13 protein-coding genes are annotated in these 12495 nt (G+C 52.1%); 7 read left to right on the top strand and 6 right to left on the bottom strand.

Annotated elements, in window-relative coordinates:
* The 4 genes from PGS10_RS02435 to PGS10_RS02420 all read right to left on the bottom strand — a co-directional run bounded on the left by PGS10_RS02435 (position 1) and on the right by PGS10_RS02420 (position 2935).
* Positions 1-237 carry a DUF2554 family protein gene (locus tag PGS10_RS02435; RefSeq protein WP_045394002.1) on the bottom strand — a complete coding sequence of 79 codons (237 nt, stop codon included), beginning with the start codon at positions 235-237 and terminating at the stop codon, positions 1-3.
* Positions 238-402: 165 nt separating this feature from the next.
* Complete coding sequence (locus PGS10_RS02430; protein ID WP_064571560.1) at positions 403-528, bottom strand: DUF2474 domain-containing protein; 126 nt, start codon at positions 526-528, stop codon at positions 403-405.
* Positions 528-1538, bottom strand: a complete 1011-nt coding sequence (gene cydB, locus PGS10_RS02425) for a cytochrome d ubiquinol oxidase subunit II (protein ID WP_047079084.1) — start codon at positions 1536-1538, stop codon at positions 528-530. The genes PGS10_RS02430 and cydB overlap by 1 nt, the downstream gene beginning before the upstream one ends.
* Positions 1538-2935 carry a cytochrome ubiquinol oxidase subunit I gene (locus PGS10_RS02420; RefSeq protein ID WP_316422367.1) on the bottom strand — a complete coding sequence of 466 codons (1398 nt, stop codon included), beginning with the start codon at positions 2933-2935 and terminating at the stop codon, positions 1538-1540. The genes cydB and PGS10_RS02420 overlap by 1 nt, the downstream gene beginning before the upstream one ends.
* Positions 2936-3788: 853 nt before the next feature.
* Here PGS10_RS02420 and PGS10_RS02415 point away from each other — a divergent pair.
* The 6 genes from PGS10_RS02415 to patD all read left to right on the top strand — a co-directional run bounded on the left by PGS10_RS02415 (position 3789) and on the right by patD (position 10869).
* A complete protein-coding gene (locus PGS10_RS02415) occupies positions 3789-5201 on the top strand; it encodes a PLP-dependent aminotransferase family protein (protein ID WP_045394010.1) in 1413 nt (470 codons plus the stop codon).
* 318 nt (positions 5202-5519) lie between these two features.
* Positions 5520-6665 carry a putative ABC transporter substrate-binding protein YdcS gene (gene ydcS / locus PGS10_RS02410; protein ID WP_045394012.1) on the top strand — a complete coding sequence of 382 codons (1146 nt, stop codon included), beginning with the start codon at positions 5520-5522 and terminating at the stop codon, positions 6663-6665.
* A gap of 17 nt (positions 6666-6682) precedes the next feature.
* Positions 6683-7696: an ABC transporter ATP-binding protein gene (locus PGS10_RS02405; RefSeq protein WP_316422365.1), complete on the top strand. Its 1014-nt coding sequence runs from the start codon at positions 6683-6685 to the stop codon at positions 7694-7696.
* A 1-nt stretch (position 7697) separates the two neighbouring features.
* A complete protein-coding gene (locus PGS10_RS02400) occupies positions 7698-8627 on the top strand; it encodes an ABC transporter permease (RefSeq protein WP_045394017.1) in 930 nt (309 codons plus the stop codon).
* The gene (locus PGS10_RS02395; RefSeq protein WP_045394020.1) at positions 8617-9423 is read left to right on the top strand and encodes an ABC transporter permease; all 807 of its coding nucleotides are present in this window, start codon (positions 8617-8619) and stop codon (positions 9421-9423) included. Before PGS10_RS02400 ends, PGS10_RS02395 begins: the two co-directional genes overlap by 11 nt.
* Positions 9424-9444: 21 nt before the next feature.
* Positions 9445-10869, top strand: a complete 1425-nt coding sequence (gene patD, locus PGS10_RS02390; RefSeq protein WP_045394023.1) for an aminobutyraldehyde dehydrogenase — start codon at positions 9445-9447, stop codon at positions 10867-10869.
* Between the two features lie 235 nt (positions 10870-11104).
* Here patD and PGS10_RS02385 read toward each other — a convergent pair whose 3' ends face one another.
* Together PGS10_RS02385 and yncL are read right to left on the bottom strand one after the other, a co-directional pair.
* Positions 11105-11227: a small membrane protein gene (locus tag PGS10_RS02385; protein WP_072251384.1), complete on the bottom strand. Its 123-nt coding sequence runs from the start codon at positions 11225-11227 to the stop codon at positions 11105-11107.
* Positions 11228-12016: 789 nt separating this feature from the next.
* Positions 12017-12109: a stress response membrane protein YncL gene (yncL, locus tag PGS10_RS02380; RefSeq protein WP_064571558.1), complete on the bottom strand. Its 93-nt coding sequence runs from the start codon at positions 12107-12109 to the stop codon at positions 12017-12019.
* A gap of 192 nt (positions 12110-12301) precedes the next feature.
* Between yncL and PGS10_RS02375 the strand changes: the two genes are divergently transcribed.
* Positions 12302-12475, top strand: a complete 174-nt coding sequence (locus PGS10_RS02375; protein WP_015366412.1) for a GhoT/OrtT family toxin — start codon at positions 12302-12304, stop codon at positions 12473-12475.
* Positions 12476-12495 lie beyond the last annotated feature (20 nt).

The following is a 12495-nucleotide window of genomic DNA, read 5'->3' as shown; positions in this document are numbered from 1 at the left end:
TCACAGCGGGCCGTTATGCGCCTTTGCTTTGCGCGCATACTGCCGGTGATGATGCTCGCGCAGCGAGCTGGCGGTCTCCTCAGCCTGGCTGCGTAGCTCATCGCAATCAGCCTCGTGCAGTAACTGCTGTTCGAGGCTTTGCACCGGGAAATATTCATGCCCCTGACGCTGGGCTAACACATGGCCGGACAATAACCCGCACATCAACACAACCGCTGTCAAAAATTTTCGCCACATATCATTTTCCATATCAATAGATAACGCATGAGTAATATGGTTGATTTAATATCGGCTTTTTTGCCTGGTTATCAAAGAAGCGCAAGGCTTTGTCAGGCGCGGCTGAAGAATGATGAAAAAAAAGCCTGACGCGTCAAGCGCCAGGCTAAGAAACAGTTTCTTTTATCAGGCGCGAAGCCCGGCGGCGTTCATCAGCAGGCGGAAAATCATGCTGACGGCGCCCAGCGCCAGCACGCTAGCCCCCCATATGGCCACCAGCCATAGCAAACGTTTTATCCATGATCTCTCCATCAGTGATATCCCTCGCCAGGTTGAACTTTGCCGCGGAATACGTAGTAGCTCCAGAAGGTATAACCAAGAATGACGGGAATAATCAGTAGCGCGCCAACCAGCATAAAGCCCTGGCTTTGCGGCGGCGCCGCGGCCTGCCACAACGTAATCCCCGGCGGGATAATATTCGGCCAAATGCTGATCCCAAGCCCGCTAAAGCCAAGAAAGACTAATCCCAGCGTCAATATAAACGGCAGGACGTGAGCGTCGCGTTTCCCAAGCGTGCGCCATAACCAGGCGCTGATGGCGATAACCAGTAGCGGCACCGGCAGCAGGTAAAACAGGTTCGGCAGGCTAAACCAGCGCTCGGCGATAGCCGGCAGAGAGAGCGGCGTCCACAGACTAATCGCGGCTATCGCCACCAGTAAGGCCAGCAGAAGAAAGCGTGAAATTCTGCGCATGGTATTCTGCAACGGATTCTCGCTTTTCATCACCAACCAACTGGCGCCCAACAACGCGTAAGCAACGGTGAGGCCGAGGCCGCAGAAAAGGGTAAATGGCGTGAACCAATCCCACATTCCGCCGCTAAAGCTGCGACCGCTGACCGGAAAACCATGAATGACCGCGCCAACGACCATGCCCTGGGTGAATGTCGCCAGTAGCGATCCGCCAAGAAAAGCTTTATCCCAGAAAGGACGGTGCGTAGGGGTAGCTTTGAAGCGAAACTCGAAGGCCACGCCGCGAAAAATAAGGCCGATCAGCATCAGGGTTAAGGGTACCGACAGCGCGTCGATAATCACCGCATAGGCCAACGGGAAGGCACCGAAAAGACCTGCGCCGCCAAGCACCAGCCAGGTTTCATTGCCATCCCATACCGGGGCGACGCTGTTGACCATCACGTCGCGCTCTTCATCGCCGCGTACGGTAACAAACAGAATCCCAATCCCTAAGTCGAAACCGTCCATGACGATGTACATCAGCGTGGCGAACACGATGATAACAAACCAAATAACCGATAAATCAATACCCATTAGCGGGACTCCTTATGCTGAAAACCATCCATAACGGCAGAAAGCGGACGTGCGGGCGTACCTGTTGGCGCCGGTGTCTGCTCCTGCGGTCCTTTGCGGATCAGGCGCAGCATGTAGCTATAACCGACGCCGAACACCGAACTGTAGACGGCAATAAAGGCCAGCAGGCTAATGGTCATATGCAGATCGCCGTGAGCTGATACGGCCTCGGAGGTGCGCTGTACGCCGTAGACGACCCATGGCTGGCGCCCAACTTCGGTTGTCACCCAGCCGGCCAGGATAGCAATCAGTCCGGAAGGCCCCATCCATAACGCGAAGCGCAGGAAAGGTTTTGAGGTATACAGACGCTGGCGATAGCGCAGCCACAGCGCAATGGCGCCAAGCAATATCATCAGCATTCCCAGACCGGCCATCAGACGAAATGACCAGAAGACAATGGTTGAGTTAGGGCGATCTTGCGGGGCGAATTCCTTCAGCGCCGGTACCTGCTTATCGAGGCTATGGGTAAGAATCAGACTGCCGAGGGCGGGGATCTCCAACCCGTAGCGGGTGCGCTCTTGTTGCATGTCCGGCCAGCCGAACAGCAGCAGCGGCGTCGGTTCGCCGGGCGGATTTTCCCAGTGGCCTTCGATGGCGGCAATCTTCGCCGGTTGGTGTTTCAGGGTATTAAGCCCATGCATATCGCCGATTAATGCCTGGATGGGGGCGACAATCAGCGTCATCCATAGCGCCATTGAGAACATGGCGCGGATGGCATGGGTTTGGTTGCCGCGCAGCAAATGCCATGCGGCGGATGCGCCCACTAATAACGCGCTGCTAAGAAACGCAGCAACGGACATATGGAATAAGCGGTAAGGGAAAGAAGGGTTAAAGATAACGGCGAACCAGTCTACGGGTACGACCTGGCCGTTAACAATTTCAAAACCTTGCGGTGTTTGCATCCAGCTATTTGAGGCCAGGATCCAGAACGTGGAAATAATGGTGCCAAGCGCCACCATACAGGTGGCGAAAAAATGCAGGCCGGGGCCGACACGGTTCCAGCCAAATAACATCACGCCAAGGAAACCGGCCTCCAGGAAGAACGCGGTAAGGACTTCATACGTTAGCAATGGGCCGGTAATGCTGCCGGCGAACTGAGAAAAACCGCTCCAGTTTGTGCCGAACTGGTAGGCCATAACCAGCCCTGAGACCACTCCCATACCAAAGTTGACGGCAAAGATTTTCGACCAGAAATGATACAGCGAGCGCCAGACAGGATTTTTTGTTTTTAACCACAATCCCTCAAGTACCGCCAGGTAACTGGCAAGACCGATGGTGATTGCTGGAAAGATGATATGAAATGAGACGGTAAAGGCGAATTGGATCCGCGCCAGATGAAATGCATCAAGACCGAACATGCAAGGCTCCACAACAAAATTGATTCTGCGCAATTTTAGAGGGGGGAGAGGTGTGATAGCAGACGCAGAAAAGCGCTTTTTTATGATAACAGTTGCGGATTGTTATTCTTTCTCTTGATGTTTCATATTTGTGAAGTTAATTTTCATGTCATCATAAATAATCAATTTCGTATTGTGAATTTATATCAGTTATACTTCACACTTTTATTTACGATTTTCCTTATGACTTGCGCTGTTTTTTGTTAATTATTCTGCTAGCCTGTGATGGCGTTATGTTTTGCCGTCAAGTTTATCTCTTAAATATCCGTATTCATTATGTGAATTTGATATCCATTATTTTTTAATATATTAATTGATAAAGAAAGGGAGAGAGTTTGTCAAAGAAAGGCCTGCGAAGTTTACTTATCTCATTGTTGATCATGAGCATTTTTTGGCTTGCCGTGGGCGGCGGAGTCTATCTGCTTATTTGAGCTACTATTATCCCGGCATGAAATCACTTCATTTTTAGATGTGTGATGAATTTATCGGTCGGGCTGATTTAATCGTTGTTTTACAACATGAGAAATAAAGCGTATCTATGTTCAAACGATTAGAGTTGGCATCGATACGTCGTGCGCATCATTCATATTTTTTCTAACTTGCGGACTTGCCTGATACTTTATTGCTATCCTCAAATGCGAATAATTCATCATTGATAATACAATTTCATGTTCTTTCAGCGGCAAGATCACCACTTGCCGTGCTATGAGATACTCGCTCAGTGGCATCAGTCAGGTATATCAGTTTTTAAAACCTGCCATTTTTGACCATCTGTTATAAGATACGGCATCCCGTTGATGAAGTGGATGCGGTAATGAAAAAGTATCAGCAGCTTGCGCGACAGTTAACTGAACAGATCGCGCTTGGCGTTTGGCAACCCGGCGATCGGCTGCCCTCCTTACGCGAACAGGTTGTCAGCAGCGGAATGAGTTTTATGACCGTCAGCCATGCCTACCAGTTACTGGAAAGCCAGGGACGGATTATCGCTCGTCCACAATCCGGTTATTATGTGGCGCCGCAGCCGGTGAAGCAGCGCCAGCCTGAGCCTCCCGCGCAAGTGACGCGCAATGAGTCGGTTGATATCAACACCTATATTTTCGACGTCCTGCAGGCGAGCCGCCAGGCGTCGATGCTGCCTTTTGCTTCCGCTTTTCCCGACCCGCGTCTGTTTCCCTTGCAGCAGCTAAATCGTTCGCTGGCTCAAGTGAGTAAAACCGCCACCGCCATGAGCGTGATCGAGAACTTGCCGCCGGGCAACGATGAGCTTCGTCATGCTATTGCCCGGCGTTATGCGTTGCAGGGAATGAACGTATCGCCGGATGAGATAGTCATTACCGCCGGTGCGCTGGAGGCGTTGAACCTCAGCCTGCAGGCGGTGACTGAGCCCGGCGATTGGGTCGTCGTCGAAAATCCATGTTTTTACGGCGCGCTGCAGGCGCTCGAACGGTTGCGACTTAAGGCGCTATCGGTGGCCAGCGATGTGAAAGAGGGGATCGATTTAGCGGCGCTGGAACAGGCATTGCAGAGCTACCCGGTCAAAGCCTGCTGGCTGATGACCAATAGCCAGAACCCGCTCGGATTTACGCTGACGGCAGACAAAAAAGCGCAACTGGTGGCGCTATTGACACGCTACAACGTCATGTTGATTGAAGATGACGTTTACAGTGAGTTGTACTTTGGTCGGGAAAAACCGCTACCCGCAAAGTACTGGGATCGTGATGAGATGACGCTGCACTGTAGCTCATTTTCAAAATGCCTTGTCCCGGGGTTTCGTATCGGCTGGGTTGCCGCTGGCAGGCATGCCCGCCGTATTCAGCAGTTACAGCTGATGAGTACGCTATCTACCAGTTCGCCGATGCAGTTGGCGCTGGTCGATTATCTCTCGACCAAACGTTACGACGCGCATTTACGCCGGTTGCGGCGACAGCTTGCCGAGCGGAAACAGCTGGCCTGGCAAGCGCTACTGCGTTTTTTACCCGCCGAGGTCAAAATTCATCATAGCGACAGCGGTTATTTCCTGTGGCTGGAGCTGCCCGCTGGCGTCGATGCTGGCGAACTCAGCGCTCTGGCGTTACGGGATAACATCAGTATTGCGCCGGGTAAAATGTTTTCTACCACCGCTAACTGGACCTCATTTTTCCGTTTTAATACCGCCTGGGGCTGGGGAGAAAAAGAAGAGCAGGGAGTCAAACGGCTCGGCGAACTTATACGTCAACTTTTGTCTTAGCTTATTCATCGCTTTTTTTAATTGCCGGTTTTTATTTTTCCGGCAATTTATCCACTTCATTCTTGTATTCATTAATCAGTTTAAAATATCCACCAGCACCGGGTCGTCATAGGGAATATGCATACTCATCCCCCTGCCATAACTCCTTGTCTATAATCCATATTATCGAATCGTGGTGGCGATTTTTGCGGAATGCGCACCTGGTCACAACCTGAGGAAATTTCCCCAGAGCCCCGCAGGCCGCCGTCTACCCTTATTAAGGGAGATATTTTTACGGCACGGCTGCCGCTACTTTTATTCTGACAGGAGTAAGTTCAAATGAGCAAAAAATTTGCCCGTGGCAGCCTGTGCGCGCTGAGTATGGTTGTGCTGACAGCGCAAGCCGCTGAACCGCCGTCTTCGCTGGATAAAGGAGAAGGGCGGCTCGATATTATTGCCTGGCCGGGTTATATCGAACGCGGTCAGACGGATAAGAATTATGACTGGGTAAGCCAATTCGAAAAAGAGAGCGGCTGCCAGGTTAATGTGAAGACTGCCGCCACTTCAGACGAAATGGTCAGCCTGATGGCGAAGGGCGGTTACGACCTGGTGACCGCCTCCGGCGACGCCTCGTTGCGCCTTATCATGGGCAAGCGTGTACAGGCGATTAATACCGCGCTGATCCCAAACTGGAAAACGCTTGACCCGCGAGTTGCCAAAGGCGCGTGGTTTAACGTCGGCGATAAAGTGTACGGCACGCCCTATCAATGGGGGCCGAACCTGCTGATGTACAACACTAAAACCTTCCCGACGCCGCCTGATAGCTGGAAAGTGGTTTTCGTCAAACAAGATCTACCGGACGGAAAAAGCAACCAGGGGCGAGTTCAGGCCTATGATGGTCCGATTTATATCGCTGATGCTGCGCTATTTGTCAAAGCAACGCAGCCGCAGTTAGGAATTAACGATCCCTATGAACTCACCGAAGCGCAGTATCAGGCGGTGTTGAAGGTGCTGCAGGATCAGCATCCGCTGGTTCACCGTTACTGGCACGATGCAACCGTTCAGATGAGCGACTTTAAAAACGAAGGCGTGGTTGCCTCGGGCTCCTGGCCGTATCAGGCCAATGGTCTGAAAGGTGAAGGTCAGCCCATCGCTACCGTCTTCCCAAAAGAAGGCGTGACCGGCTGGTCCGATACGACGATGTTGCATAGTGAGGCAAAGCATCCGGTATGCGCTTATAAGTGGATGAACTGGTCGCTGACGCCGAAAGTACAGGGCGATGTCGCCGCCTGGTTTGGATCGCTGCCCGTGGTGCCGCAGGGCTGTAAAGCCAGTACGCTATTGGGAGACAAAGGCTGTGAAACCAACGGTTACAACCAATTCGACAAGATTGCGTTCTGGAAAACGCCGATTGCCGAAGGCGGAAAGTATGTTCCTTATAGCCGTTGGACCCAGGACTATATCGCGATTATGGGTGGCCGCTAAGCGCCTGGAGACTGAACATGACGTACGCGGTAGAGTTTGATGACGTTTCGCGTTTGTATGGTGACGTACGCGCGGTGGATGGCGTGAGTATCGCCATTCGCGATGGCGAGTTTTTTTCCATGCTGGGGCCGTCAGGCTCCGGCAAAACCACCTGCCTGCGCTTAATCGCGGGCTTCGAACAGCTATCCGGCGGTTCGATTCGTATTTTTGGTCAGCAGGCCAGCGAATTACCGCCCTGGCAGCGTGACGTCAATACGGTTTTTCAGGATTACGCGCTATTTCCGCATATGTCGATCATCGACAACGTCGCCTATGGGCTGATGGTGAAAGGCGTGGGCAAAAAAGAACGTCAGCTTCGCGCCCAGGAAGCCTTAGAAAAAGTGGCGCTTGGGTTTGTGCACGCTCGCAAGCCTTCGCAGCTATCCGGCGGTCAACGGCAACGGGTCGCCATTGCCCGCGCGCTGGTCAACCAACCTCGTGTGCTGTTATTAGATGAACCGCTTGGCGCGCTGGATTTAAAACTGCGCGAACAGATGCAGGTAGAGCTAAAAAAACTTCAGCAGTCGCTGGGTATTACTTTCATTTTTGTTACTCACGATCAGGGTGAGGCGCTGTCGATGTCCGATCGCGTGGCGGTGTTTAACAATGGCCGTATTGAGCAGGTCGATTCGCCGCACTCGCTCTATTTACAGCCTAAAACCGCCTTTGTCGCCGGATTTGTCGGCACCGCTAACGTTTTTACCCCAGAAGTTTCGCAGCGCCTATGCGGGGTGGCTGGCGCATGGTCACTCCGTCCTGAACATATTCGACTGAATGGCGGCGGTGATATTCAGGTTCAGGGGACCGTGCAGGCGGTGCAGTTTCAGGGGGCATCAACGCGTATTGAACTGAAACTTGCAGCGGGCGAAAAGCTGCTAGTCAGCCAGGCCAACGTTGATGGCGGGGCGGCGTTGAACGCGCCGCGGTTGGGGCAACAGGTATTGGCCGGCTGGTCGCGTTCGGCGATGGTCTCCCTGGAAAGCGGAGGCTGAGATGACGATGGCGCTTGTACAACCAACGACCGGGAGGATGTCAGGGCTGTTCTGGCGAAAACCGTCATTGGGCCTGTTTTTACTGCTGCTGGGCCCGTTGATGTGGTTTGGGATTGTCTATCTGGGATCGCTCCTGACGCTGTTGTGGCAAAGCTTCTATACCTTTGATGACTTTACGATGTCGGTCACCACGGATTTGACGCTCGCTAACCTGAAGGCGCTGTTTAATCCCGCCAACTACGACATCATTGTCCGTACCCTGGTGATGGCCATCTGCGTGACTATTGCCAGCGCAATCCTGGCGTTGCCGATGGCGTGGTATATGGCGCGTTATACCCGCGGCAAGATGAAAGCCTTCTTTTATATCGCGGTGATGTTGCCGATGTGGGCCAGCTATATCGTTAAGGCGTACGCCTGGACGCTATTGCTGGCGAAAGATGGCGTGGCGCAATGGTTTCTCGGCCACCTTGGTCTGGAGAGCGTGTTAAATATGGTGTTGACCATCCCGGCGGTCGGCGGCAATACCTTATCGACCTCCGGGCTCGGGCGATTCATGGTGTTCGTCTATATCTGGCTGCCGTTCATGATCCTGCCGGTACAGGCGGCGCTGGAACGCCTGCCGCCGTCGCTGCTGCAGGCCTCCGCCGATTTAGGCGCTCGACCGCAACAAACCTTCCGCTACGTGGTACTGCCTTTAGCCATACCGGGTATCGCGGCAGGTTCTATCTTTACCTTTTCCCTCACCCTTGGCGATTTTATTGTGCCGCAACTGGTGGGACCGCCCGGTTTCTTTATCGGCAACATGGTTTATTCGCAGCAAGGCGCGATTGGCAATATGCCGATGGCGGCGGCGTTCACGTTGGTGCCGATTGTTCTTATTGCACTGTATCTGGCGTTTGTTAAGCGCCTGGGAGCGTTTGATGCACTCTGAACGCGCACCGTTGTTTCTCAAAATCGCCACCTGGGGCGGAGTGGTATTTCTCCATTTTCCACTGCTGATTATCGCCTTGTACGCCTTTAATACAGAGGATGCCGCTTTCAGCTTCCCGCCGAAAGGGCTGACGCTCCGCTGGTTCAGCGAGGCTGCCGCTCGCGCAGATATCATTGAATCAGTGACGTTGTCACTTAAAATCGCCGCTTTATCCACGGGGATTGCGCTGGTGTTGGGCACTCTCGCTGCCGGCGCGCTGTGGCGGAGTTCGTTTTTTGGTAAGAATGCCGTGTCGCTGCTGTTGCTATTACCTATTGCACTTCCCGGCATCATTACCGGCCTGGCGCTGCTGACGGCATTTAAAGCCGTCAATCTTGAGCCTGGCTTGCTAACCATCGTGGTGGGTCACGCGACCTTCTGCGTGGTGGTGGTGTTTAACAACGTCATTGCCCGATTTCGCCGGACATCATGGAGTCTGGTGGAAGCATCGATGGATCTTGGCGCTACAGGCTGGCAAACCTTCCGTTACGTGGTGCTGCCCAATTTGGGTTCGGCACTGCTGGCGGGCGGGATGCTGGCATTCGCTCTGTCCTTTGATGAAATTATCGTCACTACCTTTACCGCCGGACATGAGCGGACGTTACCGTTGTGGTTGTTAAATCAACTGGGGCGCCCGCGCGATGTACCGGTCACCAACGTGGTCGCGCTGTTGGTGATGTTAGTGACGACTGTACCCATCCTGGGGGCCTGGTGGCTAACCCGTGACGGTGAGAATAACGCCGAAAGCGGAAAATAATACACTTTACAGGATCATGCTATGCAACATAACCTTTTGATAAACGGTCAATTAGTGGCGGGGGAAGGCGAGGTGCTGCCGGTATTCAATCCTGCCAATGGCGAAACGATTATTGAGATTGCGGAGGCGACCGAGGCGCAGGTTGATGCCGCCGTCAATGCTGCAGATCGTGCGTTTGTCAGCTGGAGCCAGACAACGCCGAAAACCCGCGCCGAATGTTTGCTGAAAATGGCGGATGTGATTACTGAACATGCAGAAACGCTCGCCAAACTGGAGTCTTTAAACTGCGGTAAACCGCTACATTGCGTTATCAATGATGAAATGCCGGCGATTGCCGATGTATTTCGCTTCTTCGCCGGCGCCGCGCGTTGCCTGCCGGGAATGGCTGCTGGGGAGTACCTTGAGGGGCACACCTCAATGATCCGCCGCGACCCGGTCGGCGTAGTGGCCTCGATTGCGCCGTGGAACTATCCGCTAATGATGGCGGCGTGGAAGCTGGCGCCCGCGCTGGCGGCCGGTAACTGCGTGGTGATTAAACCTTCGGAAATCACCCCACTGACGGCCTTGAAGCTGGCGGAACTTGCAAAAGACATTTTCCCGGCCGGCGTTATCAACGTGCTTTTCGGCCGGGGCCCAACTGTTGGCGATCCGCTCACCGGCCATAGTAAAGTACGTATGGTTTCGTTGACTGGTTCGATTGCCACCGGCGCTCATATTATTGGTCACACGGCGAATTCGATTAAACGCACCCATATGGAGCTGGGCGGTAAAGCGCCGGTCATTGTTTTCGATGATGCCGATATCGATGCCGTCGTCGAGGGCATTCGTACTTTCGGTTTTTATAACGCCGGTCAGGACTGTACTGCCGCTTGCCGTATTTACGCGCAACAAGGCGTCTACGATCGGCTGGTTGAAAAACTAGGCGCGGCCGTGGCCAGCCTGAAAATGGGGCAACCGGACGATCCATCCACGGAACTGGGGCCGGTCAGTTCGCTTGCGCATCTCGAACGGGTGACAGCGGCTGTCAACGCTGCGCGCGCCTTACCGCATATTAAAGTGGTAACCGGCGGCAGCCGCGCGGCGGGGAGTGGTTACTATTTCCAGCCCACGCTGTTGGCTGGCGCACAGCAGGATGACGCTATCGTACAACGCGAAGTTTTTGGCCCGGTAGTTAGCGTGACGCCGTTTAGCGATGAGGAACAAGTATTAACCTGGGCTAATGATTCGCAATATGGGCTTGCCTCCTCGGTGTGGACGCAGGACGTGGGCCGCGCCCATCGCCTGAGCGCGCGTTTGCAGTACGGTTGCACCTGGGTTAATACCCATTTCATGCTGGTTAGCGAAATGCCGCACGGCGGACAGAAGCTATCTGGTTACGGCAAGGACATGTCGATGTATGGCCTGGAGGACTACACGGTGGTTCGTCATGTAATGGTGAAACATTGAATATTAACGTGCCGGCAGCATTACCACGCTAATAGTTGCAATAGCAATAAATGTTAAAAAAGATAAGGGGTAATATGAGAGTATTCTTATACCCCTTCAAGAGCTAAGCCATTGTGAGTGCCGGAGATAAGCGCCGGATGGGGTGTAAACAACTATGCATGCTATTAATTGTTGATCCCTGCAGGATGATGCGGGGATTTTTTTTGCGTATCGACTTTTTATGCCGATTTAATAATCAATGTTTGTCTTTTTTTGATGGCAGGCCCGAGTGGCGGCGCTCACGAATATAAGAGATAAGACTGTAGATTGCGATCACCAATAAGACTAAAGCCATTAGCAGGGCAAGTATTCCTGACATAAGCGACCTCAAAAATAAGTAACAGGAAAAGCAAAAACGTTATAACTAATAGTAATGAACCTATGCGGAAGTTCGTAAGTTTGCAAATAATAATTTCTTTCACTTACCGGAATATAGAGCACAAAATAACACCTGGAAATCTACAGTCCGCATTAACCATAAGGTTGAGCAGTCGATTGCTGATTATCGGAAGTCGCTAATTTAAGAAAATTCTCACCTCATAAAAGCCAAGTATAGTTAGCTATCCATAATCCGGTATGCGGATTGCCAGATCATTTTGTTATTTCCAATGAAATAAATTTCCTCTCGCTAGCAGAAGGGGGACATAACGGATCGCACTTCTCAGAAATGCTCTCCAGGAAGGGAATGATTGTAGCCATAATGTTAAATTCTGGATGAGATCGCCACGGGACAGTTGTTAGCGTGTAGGCGATTTGACTTTTTCGCCTCGCTCATGAGAAAATTTTACATAATTTGTTATTCTGACGTTGAATTGGTTTTGAAAAAGCTAGCATTTATCCTGTTACTCATCGGCGTAAGCGCAATGCTTTACGACAATCTCCCTGCCCAGCGAATTCGCGGCTGTGAAAGCCTGGGGGCAACAGAGGGGGTTTGTGCAGCGGTCGAGTGGGATACCGAAAAGCTTAATTTCTTGCCGTCATATAACCCGGAAAGTCTTAAGACTATTGTAGTGCTTCAACAGAAAGCCGACGGGAAACGCGCGACAATTAAATCATAAAAAAAGCAGCCGTTGAGGCTGCTTTTTTAGGTTTAGTTGCTGAAAAATTACTAAAACCAACCAAAACGAACGGATAACAGGCTAATAAGCGCAAGCGCTGCGCCGACATTAATCAGAATTACGGTTTTGCTGGAAACATCCATAACGCCACCTTTATGAGTAAGCCCCTACATTTATAGTCGGTGGCGTAGAGTTGCGCTATCGGACAACACTGAATCAACCGTTTTTCCATGGTCTTTGCAGTTGCTTGTTTTGTGAAGTATTGATCTCTGACGTACTAAGTGGTGCGGGACAGGATAACGCGTGTTGCGCGATGTCTGACAGGGAAGGAAAAAATGACTTTATACCAGAAGATGCTGGTTTTTTATGCCGTAATGGGCTGTATTTGTGCGTTGATAAGCTGGTTTTTAACTAAGGAAAGCCGCTGCATTCGGCTGCTGGCAGCGCTGTTGATTGGTGCGACATGGCCGTTCAGCTTTCCTATGGCGTTGCTGGTTTCACTTTTCTGAACAACAGAAATGGCTGGCCT

Source organism: Klebsiella sp. 141153 (assembly GCF_032601995.1).
GTDB classification, from domain to species: domain Bacteria; phylum Pseudomonadota; class Gammaproteobacteria; order Enterobacterales; family Enterobacteriaceae; genus Klebsiella; species Klebsiella aerogenes.
Note: the sequence above shows the minus strand (reverse complement) of the source record. Positions and strands in the feature narration are given on the sequence as shown.